The sequence below is a fragment of the Sphingomonas sp. SphC10 genome, assembly GCF_057004845.1.
This window is the reverse complement of sequence record NZ_CM168044.1, coordinates 1,591,319-1,612,208: the sequence shown is the minus strand read 5'-3', so window position 1 is coordinate 1,612,208 and position 20,890 is coordinate 1,591,319. Positions and strand designations below refer to the sequence as shown.

The 20,890-nt window shown below is 68.1% G+C and carries 18 protein-coding genes; 8 read left to right on the top strand and 10 right to left on the bottom strand.

Going from position 1 to position 20,890, the window contains the following annotated elements; translation table 11 throughout:
• Positions 1 to 3: 3 nt before the first annotated feature.
• A complete protein-coding gene (locus ACWKSV_RS07165; RefSeq protein WP_076716759.1) occupies positions 4 to 1,026 on the top strand; it encodes a LacI family DNA-binding transcriptional regulator in 1,023 nt (340 codons plus the stop codon).
• Positions 1,027 to 1,092: 66 nt separating this feature from the next.
• On the opposite strand, the gene ACWKSV_RS07160 is transcribed toward ACWKSV_RS07165, so the two are convergent.
• On the bottom strand, positions 1,093 to 1,518 hold the full coding sequence (locus ACWKSV_RS07160) for an organic hydroperoxide resistance protein (RefSeq protein ID WP_076716757.1): 426 nt from the start codon (positions 1,516 to 1,518) through the stop codon (positions 1,093 to 1,095).
• A 110-nt stretch (positions 1,519 to 1,628) separates the two neighbouring features.
• Between ACWKSV_RS07160 and ACWKSV_RS07155 the strand changes: the two genes are divergently transcribed.
• Positions 1,629 to 2,075, top strand: coding sequence for a MarR family winged helix-turn-helix transcriptional regulator (locus tag ACWKSV_RS07155; protein ID WP_056438266.1), 447 nt, complete (start codon positions 1,629 to 1,631; stop codon positions 2,073 to 2,075).
• The gene (locus ACWKSV_RS07150; protein WP_076716756.1) at positions 2,072 to 2,854 is read left to right on the top strand and encodes a glutathione S-transferase family protein; all 783 of its coding nucleotides are present in this window, start codon (positions 2,072 to 2,074) and stop codon (positions 2,852 to 2,854) included. Before ACWKSV_RS07155 ends, ACWKSV_RS07150 begins: the two co-directional genes overlap by 4 nt.
• Positions 2,855 to 2,957: 103 nt before the next feature.
• Here the strand turns inward: ACWKSV_RS07150 and ACWKSV_RS07145 are convergent, their stop codons facing one another.
• From ACWKSV_RS07145 to ACWKSV_RS07135, 3 genes are all read right to left on the bottom strand, one after another.
• Positions 2,958 to 5,318 carry a hypothetical protein gene (locus tag ACWKSV_RS07145; protein WP_237243387.1) on the bottom strand — a complete coding sequence of 787 codons (2,361 nt, stop codon included), beginning with the start codon at positions 5,316 to 5,318 and terminating at the stop codon, positions 2,958 to 2,960.
• Positions 5,319 to 5,554: 236 nt separating this feature from the next.
• Positions 5,555 to 6,418, bottom strand: coding sequence for a glutathione-dependent disulfide-bond oxidoreductase (gene yghU, locus ACWKSV_RS07140; protein ID WP_076716752.1), 864 nt, complete (start codon positions 6,416 to 6,418; stop codon positions 5,555 to 5,557).
• Between the two features lie 74 nt (positions 6,419 to 6,492).
• The gene (locus tag ACWKSV_RS07135) at positions 6,493 to 8,007 is read right to left on the bottom strand and encodes an ArnT family glycosyltransferase (RefSeq protein WP_237243617.1); all 1,515 of its coding nucleotides are present in this window, start codon (positions 8,005 to 8,007) and stop codon (positions 6,493 to 6,495) included.
• Between the two features lie 270 nt (positions 8,008 to 8,277).
• On the opposite strand from ACWKSV_RS07135, the gene ACWKSV_RS07130 reads away from it, so the two are divergent.
• From ACWKSV_RS07130 to ACWKSV_RS07110, 5 genes are all read left to right on the top strand, one after another.
• A complete protein-coding gene (locus ACWKSV_RS07130; RefSeq protein WP_172839672.1) occupies positions 8,278 to 9,177 on the top strand; it encodes a glycosyltransferase family 2 protein in 900 nt (299 codons plus the stop codon).
• A complete protein-coding gene (locus tag ACWKSV_RS07125; protein ID WP_076716750.1) occupies positions 9,152 to 9,952 on the top strand; it encodes a ChbG/HpnK family deacetylase in 801 nt (266 codons plus the stop codon). Before ACWKSV_RS07130 ends, ACWKSV_RS07125 begins: the two co-directional genes overlap by 26 nt.
• Before the next feature lie 44 nt (positions 9,953 to 9,996).
• Positions 9,997 to 10,518, top strand: coding sequence for a sigma-70 family RNA polymerase sigma factor (locus tag ACWKSV_RS07120; protein WP_172839736.1), 522 nt, complete (start codon positions 9,997 to 9,999; stop codon positions 10,516 to 10,518).
• Positions 10,515 to 11,450, top strand: a complete 936-nt coding sequence (locus tag ACWKSV_RS07115; protein WP_076716747.1) for a FecR family protein — start codon at positions 10,515 to 10,517, stop codon at positions 11,448 to 11,450. The genes ACWKSV_RS07120 and ACWKSV_RS07115 overlap by 4 nt, the downstream gene beginning before the upstream one ends.
• Positions 11,451 to 11,535: 85 nt before the next feature.
• Positions 11,536 to 13,785 (top strand): TonB-dependent receptor domain-containing protein, encoded by a 2,250-nt coding sequence (locus ACWKSV_RS07110; RefSeq protein ID WP_083706673.1) that lies wholly within the window; start codon positions 11,536 to 11,538, stop codon positions 13,783 to 13,785.
• Here ACWKSV_RS07110 and ACWKSV_RS07105 read toward each other — a convergent pair.
• Genes ACWKSV_RS07105 through ACWKSV_RS07080 form a run of 6 tightly spaced genes read right to left on the bottom strand, consistent with a single transcriptional unit; the run spans position 13,763 to position 20,702 of the window.
• Complete coding sequence (locus tag ACWKSV_RS07105; RefSeq protein ID WP_076716745.1) at positions 13,763 to 14,659, bottom strand: glycosyltransferase family 2 protein; 897 nt, start codon at positions 14,657 to 14,659, stop codon at positions 13,763 to 13,765. The genes ACWKSV_RS07110 and ACWKSV_RS07105 overlap by 23 nt on opposite strands.
• Positions 14,656 to 15,567 (bottom strand): polysaccharide pyruvyl transferase family protein, encoded by a 912-nt coding sequence (locus ACWKSV_RS07100; protein ID WP_076716744.1) that lies wholly within the window; start codon positions 15,565 to 15,567, stop codon positions 14,656 to 14,658. The genes ACWKSV_RS07105 and ACWKSV_RS07100 overlap by 4 nt, the downstream gene beginning before the upstream one ends.
• Positions 15,564 to 16,640, bottom strand: coding sequence for a glycosyltransferase (locus ACWKSV_RS07095; protein ID WP_076716742.1), 1,077 nt, complete (start codon positions 16,638 to 16,640; stop codon positions 15,564 to 15,566). Before ACWKSV_RS07095 ends, ACWKSV_RS07100 begins: the two co-directional genes overlap by 4 nt.
• Complete coding sequence (locus tag ACWKSV_RS07090; protein WP_076716741.1) at positions 16,637 to 17,551, bottom strand: galactosyltransferase-related protein; 915 nt, start codon at positions 17,549 to 17,551, stop codon at positions 16,637 to 16,639. The genes ACWKSV_RS07095 and ACWKSV_RS07090 overlap by 4 nt, the downstream gene beginning before the upstream one ends.
• Positions 17,548 to 18,690, bottom strand: coding sequence for a hypothetical protein (locus ACWKSV_RS07085; RefSeq protein ID WP_076716739.1), 1,143 nt, complete (start codon positions 18,688 to 18,690; stop codon positions 17,548 to 17,550). Before ACWKSV_RS07085 ends, ACWKSV_RS07090 begins: the two co-directional genes overlap by 4 nt.
• Positions 18,687 to 20,702, bottom strand: coding sequence for an HAD-IIB family hydrolase (locus tag ACWKSV_RS07080; protein WP_076716738.1), 2,016 nt, complete (start codon positions 20,700 to 20,702; stop codon positions 18,687 to 18,689). Before ACWKSV_RS07080 ends, ACWKSV_RS07085 begins: the two co-directional genes overlap by 4 nt.
• Positions 20,703 to 20,890 lie beyond the last annotated feature (188 nt).

The window sequence follows — 20,890 nt, the reverse complement described above, 5'->3', positions numbered from 1 at the left end:
GCCATGACCGATGCGTCCCCACCCGCCCGCACCCTGAAGGACATTGCCCGGCTGGCGGGCGTGTCGCCCGGCACCGTCAGCCGCGCGCTGGCGGGCAAGAGCGTGGTCAATGCCGAGACGCGGGCGAGGATCGAGGCGCTGGCCGCCGAACATAATTTCCAGATCAACCAGATGGCCCGCCGCCTGCGCGCGCAGCGGACCGGCGTGATCGGCGTCGCCATTCCGCTGGGCCATGAGCGGCGGCAGCGATTGTCCGATCCCTTCTTCATGACGTTGCTCGGTCATCTCGCCGACGAACTGGCGTCGCGCGATCATGACGTGATGCTGTCGCGGATCATACCCGATGACGATGACTGGCTGTCGCGGATCACCCGTTCGGGGATGGTCGACGGCGTGCTGCTGATCGGTCAGTCGGACCAGCTTTCGGTGATCGAGGCGGTGGCCGAAACCTATCGGCCGCTCGTCGTCTGGGGCAGCACCATGCCCGGCCAGCGTCACTGCGCGGTCGGCGTCGACAATCGGCTGGGCGGGCGGCTGGCGGGCGAGCATCTGATCGCGACGGGGCGTCGCCATATCGCCTTCATGGGCGAGGTTCGCACGCTGGAACTGGCGCAGCGCCATGCGGGGCTGTGCGACGCGATGGCCGATGCCGGACTGAAGCCGCCGCAGCAATTGGACGTGGCGCTCGCGCCCGAACTGATGCCCGACCAGATCGAGGACAATCTGGCACGGATGACGCGGGAAGGGCAGAGGATCGACGGCATCGTCGCCGCGTCGGACATGATCGCGCTGGCGACGATGGCGGCCCTGGTCGCCGGGGGGCGATCGGTGCCGGGCGATGTCGCGGTCACGGGCTTTGACGACCTGCCGCTGGCCGAGCGCGCCATCCCCCGGCTGACCACGATCCGACAGGATCTGGAGGCGGGGGCCAAGGCAATGGTCGAGGCGCTGTTCACGCGGCTGGACGGAACCGCTGCGCCGGGGCTGGAGATGCCGCCACGCCTGATCGTGCGCGACTCCGCCTGACAAAAAACGGCGCGGTCTTCAGGGAGATCAGACCGCGCCGGGAAGGTTCAGGGAGTACGGAGGATGTCAGGCCAGCGTCAGGCCGACATCCACATTGCCGCGCGTGGCGTTCGAATAGGGGCAGATCTGATGCGCGGCCTCGACCAGCTTTTCGGCCTCGGCGCGATCGATGCCCGGCAGTTCGACGGTCAGGTCGGCGGTGATGCCGAACCCGCCCGCCGCGCGCGGACCGATGCCGACCTTGGCCGACACGGCGACGTCATCGGGAATCTTCACCTTCAGCTGCTGGCCCGCCACCTTGAGCGCGCCGATGAAGCAGGCCGAATAGCCCGCCGCGAACAGCTGCTCCGGGTTGGTGCCGTCGCCGCCGGCGCCGCCCAGTTCCTTGGGCGTCGACAGCTTGACGTCGAGCGTGCCGTCTGGGGTGCTCGCCTGGCCGTCACGGCCACCCGTGGCACGCGCCTGAGTCTGGTACTTCACGTCGATCGTCATGATAGTGTCTCCGATATTCCTTATCGCGATACATATATGGGGTGGCGGAACGGACTTGTCCAGCGCTTCTTTTATCGTGATATACATTTCACCCTAAAGGGAGATGGCAAATGTCGGCCCCATGGCCGCTCGACGAACAGCTGTGTTTTGCGGTCTATGCCGCCAACATGGCGATCCAGCGAAGCTACAAGCCGATGCTCGACCAGCTCGGCCTGACCTATCCGCAATATCTGGCGCTGCATGTCCTGTGGGAGGAGGATGGGCGCACGATCGGTGCGATCGCGCATCGCCTGTCGCTGGAGTCCAGCACGGTCACCCCGCTGGTCAAGCGGCTGGAGGCCGCCGGGCTGCTGGTGCGCGAACGCGATCCGCAGGACGAGCGGCAGGTGCGGGTCAGCCTGACCCCCGCCGGGCGCGAAATGCGCGATCGGTGCGGCTGCCTGGGTGAGGAGCTGATCGCCCGGTCGGGGATGGAGGTCGATGACCTCAAGGCCCTGAAGGCCGAGGTGCACGCCCTGCGTCTGGCGCTCGAACGGCGGGACGGCGCGGCGGCGTGATCCTCTACGATCATCCGCTGTCCTCCTACGGGCAGAAGGTGAAGATCGCGCTGCGCGAAAAGGGCATCGCCTTTACCCGCGTGCTGCCGGATGATTTCGGGACGGGGCGGCAGGATACCGCCTTCGCCGCCGCCAATCCCCGGACCGAAGTGCCGGTGCTGATCGTCGAGGGCGGGGAGCCGATCTTCGATTCCACGATCATTCTCGACTATCTCGACGAACGCTGGCCCGAAACGCCGCTGATGCCGCGCGACCCGCTCGTCCGCGCCCGCCAGCGCGAGATCGAGGAGATTGCCGACAGCCAATATGAGGCGGTGAACTGGGGCTATGGCGAGATCCTGTGGTTTCACCGGGCCGAGGGGGCGCTGGCGGACGATATGCGCCATGTCGCGGCGACCGACACGCGGGTGCTTCAGGCGTGGCTGACGAAGCGATTGGGCGACGCGCCGTGGTTCGGCGGCGAGACGTTTGGGCGGGCCGATGCGGCGGTGGCGCCGATGGTCAACCGCTCGGTCCATTACGGGCTCGGACCGGTGGCGGGATCGTCGCTGGCGCTGTGGCATGAACGGGTTTCGGCGCGGCCTGCGATTGCCGAAACCTTTGCCGAGTTCGATGCGGCGGCGGCGCATATGGCACAGGCGGCCGATCATTATCGCAGCGGCGGACGACGGCGCGAATATCGCGACCACCGATTGGAATGGATGATCCGCTCAGGCGGGGTGCCGGTGGTGCTGGAGGGGTTACGCGAGGATAACATCCGGTTTTCGTGGCCGGGTTAGGGGCGTGCGCTTCGACTTCGCTCAGCGTGAACGGCTTTCGGTACAAGGCCCCAAAACCCCAACCTCCGTTCAGCCTGAGCGAAGTCGAAGGCCAAGGGAATCCCTATGACTTCTGCGCCAAGGTAAACACCACACCCGGCGCATCCCGCAGCGTCACGTACAGCAACCCGTTCTGCACCTGAGGCACCGCCAGTCGCGACGCCGTAAACCCCGGCGGCACGCTGATCGCCCCGGCCATATCGGCACTCGCCGCCACCCGGTCGATCAGGAACAGGTCGCGCCCGGCCATCTGGCACCCATCGGCGCCACAGGTGATCGCGTCGATCCCCGGCAGCCGGACCAGCGTGGCCAGCGGGCTCCAGTCGCCCTTGATGCCCCCCCGCACGATCCGATAGCGCAAGCCCCCCGCCGCCGCCGGACCCAGCCGCGCCGGATCGAGCGTCGCCACCGCGATATCGGGCGAGGACAGCCGGACGTCGCGCCCGCCTTCCAGTATCACCGACGCGCTGCCATCGGCCGTGCCGACCTCGATCGCGTCGGTCGGGGTCAATCGCGTGCCCTCGGCGGCGCGGACCGAGAAGGTCAGGCGGCTATTGTCGGGCAGGATCGCCTCGTCCCTGGTCGCCAGCGTCACCGCGCCCGCCGCCGCCTTGGGCGTCAGGCTGCGCGCGATCAGCGTCGCGGCGGGGCGCGGCGGCGCGGCGGTGATCGGCACCGACAGGGTGCGTCCATCGGTCAGCCTGATCTTCGCGCTGGTGCCCGACGGCAAGCGGCCATCGGCGGCGGTGACGACCAGCCGGTCTGTATCGCCTTCGCGGGTCACGCTATCGGGTGAGAGGCGGACATCGCCGATCTCGACCCCGGCAATCTCGTCCAGCCGCTGTCCGGTCAGCGTCGCGTACCAGTCTCCCTTGGCCAGCGTCACCGTGTCGATCCGGCTGGCGGGCGAAAAGGCGCGCAAGGCGACCGTGCGCGGGGCGGCGTCGCCGATCTGCTGCACCTCCAGCGTCACGTCACCCGCCCGCGCCGATTTCAGCGGCAGGGTGACGTTGATCCCGTCCGCCCCGCGCAAGGTGAAGGGCACCGACTGCGGCGCCCCCGAGCCGCTGCGCATCGTCACGCCGGTCACGCAGGCGGCGGCGGGGCCGGTCAGCGCGACGCTGTTGTCGCGGCCGACGACCAGGCTCTGGCCGCTATCGTCCGCGCGCCAGTCTCCGCTGCCCGGGAATTGCAGCGTGAAGCTGGGTCCCTCGAAGCTGTCGAAACCCCAGGCGCCGTGCAGCTTGGCGGACGCCTTGCCCGACAAGGCCCCCGCAGGCAGCGGATCGCTCAGGACATAACCCCCGCGATCGGCCCGCGCGCGGACGGGGAGGTCGATCCGCTTGCCGTCGGCGGTGGTGATCGACACCATCATGTTGCGCGCAAACGCCGTCGAATAGATCAGCGGCGCACCCTCCACCGGCAGGACCAGGCCCGGCCGCGCCCCGCAGAGCGGCACATCGCCGGTGACGCGCAGGCGCGGCGGGCTGACCGCGTCGATGGCGGGCATGGCGGCGACAAGCACCGATTTGGGCTTGGCGAAAGAGGGGGCGGCATTGAGCAACAGCGCCATCCGGTCCCCGTCCCGCGTGGCCAGCGTCGGCAGATAGCCGAATTGCGGATTGCCGAACGCGCCGAACACCCGCGCAATGTCGCGGACCACGGCGATATAGGGGCTGTAATAGCCCAGCCCGGCCTCGCGCGTATAGCTGACCTGCAAGGCCAGATCGGTCGGCGCGCCGATCAGCGTGTCGGTCATCGAACTGCTATGGATGTCGGCCAGCACCAGATTTTCCTGGTTTTCGAGCAGACAGGCCGCCTGCAACTCGATCACCTTGGCCAGGCAGTCGGGGTTCAGCTTGATCGCCAGGCTGTTCGACAGGGCGGGCGCGAGGGTGCGCAGGAACTCGGGGTGGCTGTTTTCCTGTGCGCGGATCGCCGCGACAAAGGCGTTCAGCCGCGAACGGTCTAGCGAGGCTTGGTTCAAATCCTGCACCGCACGTACGAACTCGCCCGGCCGGTCGCGCACCGCATCGACGATGGTGCCCGATGCGCCGCCCGTTTCCGGCACCAGGAACAGCGCCATCTGCCGGGCGCCCTTGGGCACGGTCAGGGTCAGGCGGCGATCCTTGTCCTTGGGTTTCCAGGTCTCGGCCGACTTCACCCAGTCCTTGGGCGGCGGGTTGGTCGCGCCGCTCAGGAAGGCGGAGAAGAGGATGTAATGCGCCCGCTGGTCGCGGGGCAGGTCCGCCTCGATGGTCAGCCGGTCGCCGGTGGCAAGGTTGGGCACCTCGGCGATGGGCAAAGTGCGGTCGCCGCGCGTGACGGAAATGCGCAACGCTGGCCCCGGCAGGTCGAAAGGGGCCGGATCGGCGGCGCAGAGCGGGCCTTCGACCAAAGCGGCCGCCGCGAGCGCCAGCGCCATCAGCGGGCGTGGGAGGGGAAGGCGAGGGAGCATGGCGGGGACTTAAGGCGCAGACGGCGGCGGGGATCAAGCCATTCGCGGTAGATGACATGCGGGCGTCATCTGTGTTTTCACATTCCTCCCCTGCAAGGGGACGGGGACCAGCAAAGCTGGTGGAGGGGTGTAACCGCTGCTGGTGACACCCCTCCGTCAGCCCTTCGGGCTGCCACCTCCCCTTGCAGGGGAGGACCAAATGTTCAGCCGAGCTTGTCGGCTGTCTTCGTCTCGAAATCGCTGGCGTCATGTCGTTCGCGCAACTGCTCGGACGGCTCGCCGAAGGTGCGGTTGACCATGCGCCCGCGCTTCACGGCAGGACGGGCATCGATCTCGCGCGCCCACCGAAGGACATGGGTATAGTCCTGCACTTGGAGAAATTCGGCAGCGTCATAGAGGCGGCCCAGCACCAGCTGTCCGTACCAGGGCCAGATGGCCATGTCGGCGATGCTGTACTCGTCGCCTGCGACAAAGGCGTTATGCTCCAGCTGGCGGTTCAGCACGTCGAGCTGGCGCTTGGCCTCCATCGCATAGCGGTCGATGGCATATTCGATCTTCACCGGCGCATAGGCATAGAAATGGCCGAAGCCGCCGCCCAGGAACGGCGCGCTGCCCATCTGCCAGAACAGCCAGGACAGGACGCGCGCCCTGGCGGCCGGATCGGTCGGCAGGAACGCGCCGAAGCTTTCGGCCAGATGGACCATGATCGCGCCGGATTCGAAGATTGCGAGCGGCTCGGACCCACGCCGGTCGACCAGTGCGGGGATCTTGGAATTGGGATTGACCGCGACGAACCCGCTGCCGAACTGATCGCCCTCCGAAATGCTGATCAGCCAGGCATCATACTCCGCCCCCGCATGACCGGCGGCGAGCAATTCCTCCAGCAGGATGGTGACCTTGACGCCGTTGGGCGTGCCCATCGAATAGAGCTGCAGCGGATGCGCGCCGACCGGCAGGTCCTTGTCATGCGTCGCCCCTGCGACGGGGCGATTGATGGCGGCGAAGCGTCCCCCGCTTTCCTTGTCCCAGGTCCAGATGGCGGGCGGGGTATAGGCGTCGTCGCTCATGGCTCGTAGCTCCAGCTTTGTCCGGTGCGGGAGATGGGCGGGGGCGATGGCGAAAACAACCGCGACCGTGCCTTTTATTTCGCTGGCGGAATGGGCAGATCGCGGCGGACGTACAGCAGCTCATGCCGCTCCTCGCGCGGGATCGCCATGACCAGCCGATAGTCGCGCGCCAGAGCGCCGGAGACCTGAGCCTGCGTCGCGGCATTCCAGGGCGAGAAGGGATCGTCGAGCGTCACGATGGCGGGCGGACGGCGGGCGAGGATGCGGGCGACCTCGGCGCTTTCGTCGATCCCGATCGCGCCGCGCTCCGCCTCATAGGCCAGCGAGGAGGGGAAAGCGTAGGCGGTCGGAATGCAGCCGCCCGACAAATGGTAAAGGCTGGAGTCCCCCGCAAACACATAAGGGCATTCGCGCCCGTCCACCGCCGCCATCACCTGCGCCATGCGGCGGATGCCGTCGCCCTCACTTGGGTCGTTGGTGGCGGAGTGGAAGACGAACAGTCCGGCCCCGATCGCGAATACCGCGATGACCGCCTTTCGGCTGAGCGCGAAGGCCGGGGCGGCGGCGAGCGCCAGTGGCGCGACCAGTGGCAGGGCATAATGATCGAAAAACGCCCCGATCATCGCGAAGGCAATAAGCGCGAAGCCCAGCCAGATGCGGGTCAGCGTAAGCGCCAGATGCTTCGGGCCCTTGCGCCAGCTATAGGCCGCACAGGCGATCAGCGGCAGCATCTGCCCGCCGATCCCCGCGAGCCGCCCGATGATCTTGGCCGCCGGATAGCCGCGCCGAAGCGTGATCGAGGTGAAATTGGCGAACCAGAAGGCGTCGAATGCCGCCGCATCGCCCAGCCAGAACGACAGCACGACCAGCCCCGTCGGCAGCAGCCCGAGTAGCATCCAGGCGAGCGCGGCAAGCATCACGACCACGACATTCGCCCGCGCCCGCCAGAGATACCAGAGATGCGCCAGGCCGAAGAACGCGCCCTCGACCAGCGGGGTATATTTGATCTGGATCGCGATACCCGCCAGTAGACAGGCGATGGCGCCGCTGATGACGATCGCGCCGACTGCTCGCCGCTCGGCGAGACGCGGCAGTTCCAGCGTCAGCACGGCGGCGGCGGTCATCGCCAGATTGTAGAAGACCGGCGACTGGCCGCTTCCGCCGCTGAGCAGCGGCAACCACAGGACATAGGCCGCACCCGCGACAAGTCCCGCCGGAAAGCCGAGGCCCATGCGCCGCGCGGCCAGCCAGATCAGCCATGCGGTCGCGGCGGTGCAGAGCGTTCCGATCAGCTGATAGGCCAGGAAACCGTCACCGGGCAGCAGGCGAAAGCCGGAGAACAGCAGGAACAGACCCGGCGGCTTGCGGTCCCACAGATCGATATAGAGCCGCGCGCCGTGCAGGATGCGGTCGCCGACCAGCAGATAATATTGCTCGTCGACATGGGCGACCGGATTGCCGAAGTCGCGCATCCGGGTCAGCACCGCAAAGGCCAGCAGGACCAGCGCGGCACCGATCGGCCGGTTCAGGAACAGCCTGAATCCATGCGGCGTCGAAAAAGCGGGGCGGGCGGGCGTCATTTCCGTCATCACGAACCCTGTTGGAGGATGGGCGACGGGCGGAGCAAAGTCCTGTGGACCCGGCCCGGTGCGCCGCCGCCCATGTCATCGACACCGGGGCTTTCGCAAAGAAAATCGACATGGTTCCCGATCGAGTGAAAATATTTTCAGCCACCATGTCCGGTTCGGCGGGGACTGCTTCGTCTTAGCCATGAACACCTCTGGTTGTGGCTCCGGCCGCTGCCGGGCGGGGGCTTCGGCAACCGGGTGGTTTGGTCGTTTTAAGGGCGGGGTGGGGTAATGCTGCTCGATGCGGAAGGCGCGGCCTGGCGGAATGCTACGGCTTGGGCCCAGGCGGGGAAGACGGAACGGACGGGCGCCTATGTCGCGCCATGCTGGACCGTGGTCGTGCCCTTTTTCAACGAGGAGCGCGATCTCGCTGCCACGCTGGAAAGCCTGGCGGCGCAGACGGTGCGGTTCCGGCTGGTGCTGGTCGACAATGGCTCGCTCGACGCCAGCGCGCGTGTGGCGACCGATACCTGCGAGCGGCTGGGGCTGGACCATATCCTGCTCCACCAGGGTTTGCCGGGCAAGATCAATGCGCTGCACCTGGGCCTCGAATATGTGTACACGCGCTTCGTCGCGACCTGCGATGCCGACACCTATTATCCGGCCGATTATCTGGCGCAGGCGCAAGCCCTGCTGGAAAAGCCCGGCTGCGTAGTCGCCGGGGCCTATTTCATCGCGCCGAAGGACGGCGAGGCGGAGCGTCGTCGCGAGTCCGCCGCGATCCGGCTGGCCGCGCGGTTCCTGCCGCGTCAGTGCCATGCGGGCGGCGCGGGCCAGGCCTTCCGGACCGAGGCGCTGAAGGCCGCGGGCGGGTTCGATGCGCGTCGCTGGAATTTCGTGCTGGAGGATCATGAGGTCATCCACCGCGTCATGCGTCACGGCACCATGGCCTATGCCGATGGCTTCTGGTGTGTGCCTTCCGACCGCGAGCGCGACCGGGAGTCGATCCGCTGGACGCTGACCGAGCGGCTGGTCTACAGCGTGGCCGCGCCGTTCGCCGGGGACTGGTTCTTCTACGACTTCCTCGCGAAGCGACTGCGCGCGCGGCGGCTCACGACCGAGCGGATGCGCGAGCGGGCCTATCAGCAACTGGCGGGGGTCGTGGGTGAACCGGCTTATTCTCTGCGCTGACGATTTCGCCTTTTCCACCGAAGACAGTCTGGTCATCGCCGAGTTGCTGCGCTCGGGCAAATTGAACGCGACAAGCTGCATGACCCTTCGTCCGAACTGGATGGAGGACAGCGTGATGCTGCGATCCGTGCCGCAGACGGCGCAGATCGGTCTGCATCTGACCCTGACCGAGGAAGCGCCGATCCACCCCAATGGCTTTACCCAGGACGGAGTGATGCCGGGGATCGATCCGTTGACGCAGTTGGCATCGCGCGGACAGCTCGACCCGGCCGAGATCACCCGCGAGGTCGAGGCGCAGTTCGACCGGTTCGAGGCGGCGATGGGCCGTCCGCCCGCCTTTGTCGACGGGCACCAGCATTCGCACGCGCTGCCCGGTGTCCGCCCGATCGTGCTGGCGATCACGCGGCGGCGTGCGCCCGGAGCCTGGGTACGTACCTGCGAGGACCGGCTGGTCGGACTGCTCGGCCGGCCATGGCGGGGCAAGGCGATCGGCAGCGCCTATCACTCGCGCGGCCTGACCCGTGCGGCGGAGGCGGCGGGGCTGCACTGCAACCGGGGTTTTGCCGGGCATTACGGCTTTGACGGCCGCTTTGCCGAGGCGTTGCCGCGTTTCCTGGATCATGGCGGGGCGGAGCATCTGGTGATGTGCCATCCCGGTGCGGGCAAGCGGGCGGGCGACGTGATCGCGGCGGCGCGGCGCGACGAAGCCGATGTCTTGCGCGCCGTTTCGGTGTCTGACATGGCGGCGCAACGCGGGCTGGCCTTCGCCGCCTGATACGAGGGCGGTCTTTGGGTAATCAGGGTCTGGAAGGCCGGTTCATGGAGGCGCGCCCGCTGCTGCGTCGCCTGCTGGCCGCCCGGCTCGGCTCGCCCGACGAAGCGGAAGATGCGCTTCAGGACCTCTGGCTGCGCGTGTCCGGGCTCGACGCCACGCTGATCGACCAGCCCATTCCCTTTCTCTGCCGCATGGCGACCAATTTGGCAACCGACCGCCGTATCGCCGCCGCCCGGCGCGGCGTGCGGGATGGCGCGTGGGAAGAAGTGCAGCCGCAATCCGCCGAATATGCCGATCCCGAACGGATCGCGTCGGGCCGCAGTGAGCTGGCTCAGGCGCATGCGATGATCGCGCAGATGCCCGACCGGATGCGCGAGGCCTTCACCCTGTTCCGCTTCGAGGAACGGCCGCAGCGTGACATTGCCGAACAGATGGGCATCACGGTGAGTGCCGTCGAAAAGCTGCTGCGCCGCGCTTACCAATTTTTGCAAGAAAATCGTGATGCCGAGGGTGCGGATCGGACGTGTCGGCGTCGTCCTGACAGTGGAAGGAGCGGGGACGAGTGACGCGGGAGGAACAGGCGATCGACTGGCACGTCCGGCAGCGCGACATGAGCGCGGCCGAATGGGACGCCTTTGCGACCTGGCTTGAAGACAGCCCGGCCAATGCGCGCGCCTATGACGCGGTGGCGATGGCCGATGCCCTGCTGGCCGATCCGGTGACCGAGCCGGAACCCGTCATCGTGGAAACGCCGGTGGCCGCCAACGACAACAGGGGGTGGGGTCGTTGGTGGCTGATGGGCGGCGTTGCGGCGGCCGTCGCGCTGATCGCGGGGCCGGTGCTGATGCAGGCGCGGCCCGATATCCGGGTCGAACAGACCCGGCCCGGCGAGACGCGAGCCATTGCCCTGAACGACGGCACGCAGGTCGAGCTGGCGGGGGGATCGCGGCTTCAACTCGACCGCAACGACACGCGGATCGCGACGCTGGAAAGCGGGCAGGCGCTGTTCCGCGTTCGCCACGATGCCTCCGCTCCTTTCGAACTCCGCTCCGGCGATGTCGCCATCCGCGACGTGGGGACCGTGTTCAACGTCCGGCGTGAGGGGGCTCGGCTGGACGTGACGGTCGCGGAAGGGGCGGTCGCGCTTGCCCCCCAGGGCCAGACGATACAGCTGACCGCCGGGCAGGGGGCACGGCTGGACGAGGCGCGGGGCAGCCTTCGCCGCGTGCAGGTCGATCCGGCGATGGTCGGCGGCTGGCGTCGCGGCCTGCTGGATCTGGACGGCGATACGGTCGACACGATTGCTGCACGATTGCAATCCGCCTATGGCATGCGGATCGCGGTGGAGGGGCCGTTGGCGAAACGCAGCGTCACCGGGCTGGTCCGGGTGACGGGGGACGCCAGCCGGGACGTTCCACGTCTTGCGAAGCTGATCGGCGCGGAGTGGCGCCAGAGCGGTGGGGACTGGATTTTACGGGCGTCGGACGGAGTTTATTGAACGCGGCCTGTTGGTCGCGATCGCCCTTGCCTTGCCCGTCGCCGGTCGAGCGCAGACAGCCAACGTAGCGGCGTCCCGCCGGATCATGCTCGCCCCCGCAAGGCTGGATTTCGCGCTGCGCGAACTGGCGCGACAGGGCGGCATCACCGTCGTTGCCACCGATCCCCGCCTGCGTGATGTTCGCGCCCAGGCCCTGACCACCGGCGCGCCGCCCGCCAGAGCCCTGGCGCAGTTGCTGCGCGGGACCGGCTACCGCGCCATCGCGATCGACTCCGTCAGCTTCCGTATCGTAGGATCGCCGCGTCGCCCATCCATCAGCCGCCCTCCGCCCGCCATCCCGCCGCCCGCTGGCCGAACCGGCGATATCATCGTGACCGCCAGCAAACAGGGCACCGAACTGGCCCGTTATCCGGGGAGCGTATCGGTGATCGGGCGCGGCGTCGCGCTGCCCAACGGATCGATCGACCTTAGCAGTGTCGCGGGGCAGACGCCGATCCTGCAGACCACCGCGCTGGGACCGGGGCGCAACAAGCTGTTCATCCGCGGCATCGCCGACAGCAGCTTCAACGGCGCGACCGAGTCCACAGCCAGTCTCTATCTCGACGAGGTGCAGATCGCCTTTGCCGGGCCCGATCCGGGGTTGAAACTCTACGACATCGGCGAGGTCGAGATTGCCGAAGGGCCGCAAGGGGCGCTGCACGGCTCGGGTGCGATCGGCGGGATCATCCGCCTGACCTCAAACCCCGTGTCGCTAACCCGCGATGGCGGGCGGATCGAATGGGGCGGCGCACTGACCGGGGGCGGGGCGCCGAGCAACGATATGGCGGCGGTCGCCAACAAGGTGCTGCTGGCGGATACGCTGGGCATCCGGCTGGTCGGCTATCATGCGGTCGATGGCGGCTATATCGACAATCTGCGGACCAAGGCACGCAACATCAACCGGGTCGTGACCAGCGGTTTGCGCGGCACGTTGACCTGGAAGGTCGGGGACGGCTGGCGCGCAGAACTGGGCGGCGGCACCCAGTCCATCGCATCGCGCGACGCGCAATATGTGCTGAGCGAGGATGTGCTGGCCAGCCGCTCGGCGATCGCCCAGCCATCCTGGAGCGACATGCGGTTCGGGCGGCTGCTCCTGTCCAAAAGCTGGGCGAGCGGCCTGCAATTCGTCTCCGCCACCGGCATCGTCAGCGGCGCATCCTTCGAACGGTTCGATGCCAGCCCGGTGGTGCCGCACGAAACCTATCAGCTGAACGGCGACAAGACGCTGTTCTCGCACGAAAGCCGTGTGTCACGACGCCTAGCCGGTGGTGGATCCTGGGTGGTCGGCGTCAATCTGGTGTCGGACCAGTCGGTGATGGGGCGATCGCTGACCATCCGCCAAGGGGTCAGACCGGTGATCGGCGTGACCAACGTCACCCGCAGCGGTGCCGTGTTCGGCGAGGCGACGCATCCCGTCACCGGCCGCCTGTCGCTGACGCTGGGCGGGCGCGTGACCGCCGCGCGGGTCGATGGCGAACCGTCGATCACGCCGCGATCCAAGAATTTCGTGCGCGGCCGGTCGACCACGCGGGTCGATCCGACCTTCGGTTTCGCGTGGGCGCTGGGTGGCGACTGGACCGCGTTCGGGCGGTATCAGTCGGGCTTTCGCACCGGTGGTCTGGCGGTCGCGGCGGGCGTCGGGCGGGTCGCGAACTTCGAGTCCGACTCGATCCAGATGGTCGAGGCGGGGCTGCGCCATGTCCGGCGCGGGGCGACGGGGCTGTCGGCGTCGGTCAGCCTGTCCCATGCCCGTTGGAAGGCGATCCAGGCCGACCTGCTCAACCGCGCCGGGCAGCCGGTGACGAGCAATATCGGCGATGCGCGTGTCGATGCGCTGGAGGGCTGGGTCGAGTGGGTGCCGCAGCGTGACTGGCACCTGACCGGGGCGGTGTTCGTGACCGACAATGAGGCGACAGGCTCGACCGCCTTGCTCAGCCGCGCCAACAATCGCCGCTTGCCGGAGACGCCCAGTGTCTCGGCGCGGCTGGGGCTGGTTCGCGATTTGGCCCTGGGGCGCGACACGATCCTGTCGACGCGGGGGGAAGTGGCCTTTGTCGGCCCCTCGGTGCTGGGTGTCGGCGACATGTTCGACGTCCGGCAGGGGGGCTATGGCGTCGCTAATCTGGGGCTGACCGCCCGACGGGGCGGCTATGCACTGGCGCTGACGCTCGACAATCTGTTCGACGAGCGGGGCAATCGCTTCGCCTATGGCAATCCGTTTCTGCTCGGGCGGCGCAATGTCTCGACACCGTTGCGGCCGCGCACCGTGGGGGTCAGGCTAAGCGCGGATTTCTGACCGCGACGCGGGCGTAGGCGGCCAGGCCCGCCAGCACATGGCGCAGGCGAAAGGCGTGGAAATGCCGGATCGTGGGCACCGGCCCGGCAAAGCGATCGCGCAGGTTGCGGACGTCCTGCACCATCCAGCGGCGGACCCGGCGGTCGGTCAGGGCATGCTTGGCGTAGAGCGCTCCGTCGCCAAAGCCGTATCCCGCCAGCAGCGCGACGGCCTCGTCCTCCCGGCGGCGGCCGTGATAATGGTCGACGACGAAGTCGGGGTCGTAGCGGATCGCTATGCCCAGCGCCTGGGCTCGCAGCAGGAAATCGGTGTCCTCGGCGGCACGGAACGGCGCGCCCGCCCCGAACCGCTCGTCGAACGGCCCGACCATGCGGCCGACATCGGCGGTGAAGGCCAGATTGGCGCCCATGACGAAGCCGCCGGGAAAGCTGTCCGGCTCGGCGATCATCGGATGATCCTCCAGCTTGACGGTCAGCATCAGGTCGGCGGGATCGCCACGCAGGATACGCCCGCCGATGATGACGGGGGCGGGCTGCCCGGCAAAGGCCCGGGCCATATGCGCGAAGTAATCGGGATGCAGCACGCAGTCATCGTCGGTCATCGCGACGATCCGCCCCCGCGCCGCCCTAAGTGCCCGGTTGCGGGCGCGGGCCAGGCCGGGCAGCGGCTCCGACAGCAGGCGCACCGTAAAGGGCCGGTCGATCGCCCAGTGCCGGATCACCGCCGACGTGGCATCGGTCGAGCCATTGTCGACCAGGATCAGTTCGATCGCGCCGATGCCGGGATGCCGGGCGGCGGTATCGATCGAGGCCAGCGTGGCGGCCAGGCTGCGGCTGCGGTTGCGGGTGCAGATCAGCAGGCTGATATCGATCATCCCGCGACCAGCTCCGCCGCCTCCTGCGCGGATCGCGCCTGCCGGACGAGCGGACTTTCCGCCGTCCAGGCCGCGATATAGGCGCCGACCTTGCCATAGTCATTGTCCAGCACGACGTGGCGGATACCGAGCAGCAGGGCCAGGATATGGCCGTGCAGCCGGTCGGTGACGATCCGCTCGCCGCGAGCGAGCAGCGTCAGCCCGCGTTCGACGCGCTCCCGTGCCCGCTCGGTCGAAGCGGACGCCGCGACCGGCGGTTCGTCGAGCCAGTCCAGGGCTACCGTATCCGCAAGGGCCAGCAAAGGCGCGTCGTCGCGCGCGGCACGTTCGGCGTCTGAGCGCAGCAGCATCAGCACTTGGCAATCCGTCAAGGTCGGTCGCTCGACGCTGCCCAGGCCGAAAGCGGAATCGGGGGCGAGCGTGCTGGGGCAGGTGAAATGCCGGCGGGCCAGGTCGAGGCTCGCCGTGTCGCGGACATAGAGGTGGAAATCCGGGTGGCTGTCGACCAGTGCGGCGAAGCGGTTGCGATGGGCTTCGTCGCGAAAGTGGATCGACTGGGGCAGCTGGACGATCCGGCGGTCGGGAAAGCGTTCGATCAGATGTTCGCGGAAATGCTGATGATGCGGCCAGATGTCGCCCAGATTGCCGCCGCCATGGATCAGGATCGGCCCGGTCGGACAGGCGGCGCGGAAGGCCGCTTCGTCGAAATCGTCCCAGCGGCAGATATAGGCCGGATCGCCCGCGCCGACCGCTTGGAGTAGCGCGATCTCCCCCAGCCAGATCGCGCTGTCGCCCACATTGGGATGATCGGGAAAATCGACCAGCGCATAGGGCTCCCCCGACGTGACGTGACGACGATAGAGGTCGAGCAGCACCTTTCGCTGGCCTGCGATCACATCCTCGCTCACGCCGCGATGGCGCTCGGCAAGGCGGTACGGACGCTGGCGTAAAGTGCCTCGCAACGGTCCAGCCAGAGGTCGCGGGCGAAATGCGTCTCCACCCGGCGGCGGGCGGTGCTGCGCGGGATGGCCATGGCGCGGGTCAGCGCGTCGGCCAGCGCGGTGACATCCCCGGCTGGGGCGACGCACCCGGCCTCGCCGACGACTTCGCGCGCCGCACCTGCATCGAACGCGGCGACCGGCAGGCCGCACGCCATTGCCTCGATGGCCACCAGCCCGAACGGTTCGTCCCAACAGGGGGTGAAGAGGAATACCGAGGCCCGGCCCAGTTCCTGCGCCAGCGCTGCGCCGTCCAGATGCCCGCCATAACGGATGCCATGGCCCAGCAACGGTTCGACCTCGGCGGCGAAATAGTCCGGGTCCTCGACCGCGCCGAATAGGGTCAGCGCGACGCCCGCTTCCCGCGCGGCGCGGATGGCGAGGTGCGTGCCCTTGTTGGGGGTGATCCGCCCGCACCACACCGCCTCGCCATTGCCTTGCTCGGCAAAGGGCCAGGCGTCGGGGTCGATAGCATTGTGCAGCACCGAGGCTTCGGGCGGCGCGCCGTTCGGCCACCAGGCCCTTAGCTGGCTGGCGGAGGTGACGGTCAGTCTATGGGTCGGGCTGGGGCTGATCGTCACGAAATGATGGAGCGCGTCATAAGGCGGCACATGCAGCGAGGTGACGGTCGGCACCTGCGCGGTCCGGCGTTGCTCCAGCGGGAAACGGTGCAGGCTGTTATTGTGCATCACATCGAACCCGCCGCGTGCGATCCGGTCGCAGGCGGCGGCATAGCCCGCATCGACATGCGCGATCAGCTCGGGCTTGCCGCGATGCTCGGCCCAGGGGAAGACGGCTTCGTAATGGACCGGCAGGACCGGATCGAGGGTGAAGCGCGGGTCGCTGTCGCCGCTGGCGAACAGCACCACCTCATGCCCGCGCGCCGCCAGTCCCTCGGCCAGATACCAGCCATGCGCCTCCATGCCACCCAGGAAAGGCTGGCGGATGGGCTGGCGGACATGGGCGAGCAGTGCGATCCTCATGCCGCGACGCGGGGCTTGCCGGCGCGCTCCTCCAGCAGGCGGATGACGCTGGCGGTGTTGGCATAGGGCTGGTGGCTCTGCTGCCCGGTCAGCGCGAGGTCATCCTTATCGGGGCGGCGCAGGATCTGGATCGGGCGGCCGGGCGTGTCGTCGATCAGGCCCATCAGGCGAAAGGCGTGCAGCCAGTGGCCCATGGTGCGATAGCCCCATTTCGCCTCGAACAATTCGGCATTGCGCACCACGCTGTCGATATGGTGGACCGGCGGCATGTGGTGTGGGTGGTATTGATGATAGGCGAGCCCGCCCTTGATCCAGGCGATCGGCACGCCCGCCTTGTCCACCACCTTGCCGAAATCGGTGTCCTCGCCGCCATAGCCTGCATAGCGCTCGTCGAACCCGCCGGTGCCGAGGAAGGTGTCACGACGCATCGCGAAGTTCAGCGACCAGAAGCAGCGATAATCCTCGCACCGCTCGATCCCCTCCGGCGGCGGTCCGCGCCGGTCGGAGTGGCGCACCGCGACCTCGGCGAAATCCTGATATCGCCATTCGCCCGCCGTCGCGCCGCCGGGCAGGTACATGACCTCGCCCATCAGCAGCCCGTCTTCCTGATCCAGATAGCGATCATAATCGGCCAGCAATTCGGGGGTCGGGATGCAATCCATGTCGAGGAAGACCAGCTTGTCGCCGACCGCCGCCTCGGCCGCGGCATTGCGTGCGGTCGCCAGCGGCAGGCGCGGGCCGGACACCATCATCTGGCGGATCGGGAAGGGGGCTTCCGGCAGGTCATAGGGCGTGTCCTGAATGACCGCGACGATCAGCTCGGCGGGGAGCATCGTCTGGCGGGTCAGGCCGATCACGACGTTGCGCAGATGTTCGGGGCGGCCCCCGGCGAGCGTGACGACCGAGATCATGAAGAGGCTCCGGTGGATTGGGGAAGGGAATGGGTGAGGTCGATCGGCCAGAGCCGGGCGGACAGCGCCTCCAGCCAGTCGGCGGCGGTCTGCGCAGGCGCGTCGGCGATCATCGCGCGCTGTATGGCGGGGCGGTGCTGGCTGTGGGTCTCGGCCAGCGCGGTGGTCCAGGCCTGGGCCGAGGAAGGCAAATGCGGACGGACGCAGGCGACCCCGGCGGCGGCCAGCGCCTCCGCCTTGCGATGCTGCTCGTCGAAATAGCGCCATTCGGGAATAGCGAGCCAGGGGCGGGCGGCGGCCAGTATCTGCTGGCAGGTGGTGTTGCCGGTCGAGGCGATGACGAGGTCGGCGGCGGCGACATGGTCGGCCGGATTGTCGACCCAGCCGCGATGCTCGATATTGGCCGGCTCGGTCGCATGCCAATCGCGCGCGACCGGGCCGATGGTGATCCAGCGGGCACCGGGGCGGCTGCGCGCGCCGACACCGAGCGGGGCCTGGGCGAAACCGCCGCCGCCGCCGCCCGACAGGACCAGGATCATTTCCTCGTCCGCGCCGACGCCGATCCGCTGGCGTGCCAGCTCGCGTTCGGGAATGCGGGTGTCGACGCCCAGTCCGCCGACGAAGCAGGTCTTGGCGCGCATGGCGGCGTCCCATTCGGGCTGGGCCAGCGCCTCGTCGAAGGCGGCGAGCAATCCGGCGGCGCCGTCATAGGCGGCGCGGTGCCCGGCATCGCTGCGGTCGCCATGCTGGAGGATCTTCACATGCGGGACCGAACAGATACGCGCCAGTTGCGCGATCTCGGCGGAGACATCGCAGATCATCAGCGCGGGGTCGGCGCGGTCGAACCAGTTGGCGATCACCGCCATAGCATGGCGGATGCCGGGCCAGCCGAGCGGCGCGCAGTGCAACGTCTCGGGCGTCGGCACCATGTCCATCGTTCCCGCCTCCAGCCCGGTCGGCTCGAAGAGCGAGGGGATGGTGACGATCTCGACCTGCGGCGGCAGGGCTGGGAAAATGTCGTCGCGCGCACAGAAGATGGTGACGGGGCGCTCGGGCGGCAGGGCGTTCAGGATCGCGGCGCAGCGTTCGGCATGGCCGCGCCCCTGATGGTGGACGAAATAACCTAAGGGACGCGTCACGCCGCCGTCGCCTGGGTCGGCATCGGCGTGGTCAGGCCCAGCCGCTCCAGCCCCTCCATCACGCCATTGGCATGATGGGCGGTGACGCGCAGCAGGCCGTCACGCTCGGGCAGGTCGGCCAGCTCATGCCCGGCATTGCCGACGACGATCGCATGGCCGCAGGCGTCGAGCATGTCGACATCGTTGCCGCTGTCCCCGGCCGCGATGCACGCGCCCATCGGCAGGTCGAGCCGCTTGGCATAGGCGGCGACCGCCGCCGCTTTGCCGCCCAGCGGCGCCAGCACGTCGATCAGCCGCCCATGCGAGAAGACGGTCTTGGCGGAAAGTCCCTGTTCGGCCAGCGTCTCACGGACGCGCGCGGCATCCTCGGCGGTGCCGAAATAGCTGACCTTGTGCGGCCCGGCCGTGTCGCGCGGCTGGGGGCGCAGGCGCAACGGCTTGAGCGCGGCGACCACCGCCTTGCGGTCCCACCCTTCGTCCAGACGCGCGGCGAAGACGGGGCATTCCTGCCATCCGCGCTGGCCCTTCAGCATGATGCGTGTGCCGACATCGGTGATGAAGGCGTCCGGCTCGGGAATGCCCCATTGCGACAGGATGATCCGCGCCATCGCGAAGGAGCGGCCGGTCGCGACGACGAAGGGCAGGTCGCTCGCCTGACGCCATGCCGCAAAGTCATGCGCGCCGACCCGACATCCGGTCAGCGTATGATCGATATCGCTGGCGAGCAGGCCGGGGGTGCGCGGCAGATGGGCATAGAGCGCGGTGGATTCCATGGCGTAGCGGTCCCAGGCATAAAGGGTGGAGCCCGACCTGCCATTCGCGCTCATCCGCGCATGGGTGTCGGGGTCGGACAGGATGGTGAGACAGGCGGCGGCGATGGCGTCTTCGTCGCGCGGCTCGACCAGCAGGCCGTGGCCCAGCGCGGCGACGATCTCGCTGGGGCCGCCATGCCGGGTGGCGACCACGGGCACGCCCGCCGCCGCCGCTTCGATCAGGGTCAGGCCGAAGGGTTCGTGAAGGGCGGCATTGACGAACACGCCGCCCGCCGCTGCACGCTCATAGAGGGCGGCGACGTCATGCCCGTCATGCCGTGGCGGCAGGGCGAAGCAACCGCGAAGGTCAGGCCTGTCGGCGAGCGCCAGCAACTCGGCCAGCACCGCGCGCTCCTCGGCCGATCCGGGGCCGTCATGCTGGCCCGCCAGGATGACCAGATTGGCGGCCTCGCGTAAGGCAGGCGAGGCGGCATAGGCGCGGGCGAGCGCGCCCAGATTCTTCTTGGCGACAGGGCGGGCGATGGCGAGCAGGATGGGCTTGGCAGGTTCGTCGAGCCACTCGCCCAGCCGGTCGGCGAGCGTCGGGCGACGTGGGCGGCCGCCCTCATGGTTCGGCACGCCGGGCGCGATGCGGTGGATCCGTCCGCCGGCTGGAATGCCATAGGCATGGACCTGCCGCTCGGCCTCGTCCTCGGTCGAGACGATCAGGGCGTCGGCACTGGCGATGGCCGTCCGCTCGGCGGCGATACGGCCATCCAGCGCGGGCGACGGACCGTGATGGCGGCGCTTGTCGATGCCCAGTGCGTGCGGGGTATAGACGAAGGGGATGGCAAAGCGCCGCCGTGCCTCGGCCGCGACGGCGGCGGCGTCAGAAAAGTGCGCATGTATGACGTCGGGCAAGCGCGGCAATCGGGCGAGGTGCGCGCAGAACGCCTCGGTGAAGGCGGCCAGATCGTCAGCGAGCGCATCCTTCTCCAGATAGCGTCGATTGGCGGTGGCGATCCGGTCGATCGTCAGCTTGGGCGAAAGCCATTCGGTAGCGCGGGCGTGATCGAGCGGCAGTCCCGGTTCCTCGAAGAGCCGGGTGACGATGGAGACTTGATGTGTATCAACATTCTTCGCCTGTGCGGCGGCTGCGTCCAGAATATAAGCAATATGACCGCCCGTATCGGCGGTGATGCCATAATGGACAGGTGGCGATTTCAGGCACCCACCAAGTGCCAGATGCAGGATGAACAATCTCGCCCCTTTCGTTATGGAGCGACAACGTTATAAATATTGATTGGCTCCCAGCCGGATAGCGGAAAGATTGCATTCGATTGATATGGGCGTCATTTTCCTCGCCCAATTCTTGATCAATATCAATATCGGTGAAATTGGCTGAGGGGCGGCTGCCCGTTGGATACGCTAAGGCCGTCGTCCATTCC

Coding starts and splice junctions, on each gene's coding strand:
- ACWKSV_RS07165 (WP_076716759.1), top strand. CDS start 4: ATGACCGATGCGTCCCCACCCGCCCGCACCCTGAAGGACATTGCCCGG.
- ACWKSV_RS07160 (WP_076716757.1), bottom strand. CDS start 1,518: ATGACGATCGACGTGAAGTACCAGACTCAGGCGCGTGCCACGGGTGGC.
- ACWKSV_RS07155 (WP_056438266.1), top strand. CDS start 1,629: ATGTCGGCCCCATGGCCGCTCGACGAACAGCTGTGTTTTGCGGTCTAT.
- ACWKSV_RS07145 (WP_237243387.1), bottom strand. CDS start 5,318: ATGGCGCTGGCGCTCGCGGCGGCCGCTTTGGTCGAAGGCCCGCTCTGC.
- yghU (WP_076716752.1), bottom strand. CDS start 6,418: ATGAGCGACGACGCCTATACCCCGCCCGCCATCTGGACCTGGGACAAG.
- ACWKSV_RS07135 (WP_237243617.1), bottom strand. CDS start 8,007: ATGACGGAAATGACGCCCGCCCGCCCCGCTTTTTCGACGCCGCATGGA.
- ACWKSV_RS07130 (WP_172839672.1), top strand. CDS start 8,278: ATGCTGCTCGATGCGGAAGGCGCGGCCTGGCGGAATGCTACGGCTTGG.
- ACWKSV_RS07120 (WP_172839736.1), top strand. CDS start 9,997: ATGGAGGCGCGCCCGCTGCTGCGTCGCCTGCTGGCCGCCCGGCTCGGC.
- ACWKSV_RS07110 (WP_083706673.1), top strand. CDS start 11,536: ATGCTCGCCCCCGCAAGGCTGGATTTCGCGCTGCGCGAACTGGCGCGA.
- ACWKSV_RS07105 (WP_076716745.1), bottom strand. CDS start 14,659: ATGATCGATATCAGCCTGCTGATCTGCACCCGCAACCGCAGCCGCAGC.
- ACWKSV_RS07095 (WP_076716742.1), bottom strand. CDS start 16,640: ATGAGGATCGCACTGCTCGCCCATGTCCGCCAGCCCATCCGCCAGCCT.
- ACWKSV_RS07090 (WP_076716741.1), bottom strand. CDS start 17,551: ATGATCTCGGTCGTCACGCTCGCCGGGGGCCGCCCCGAACATCTGCGC.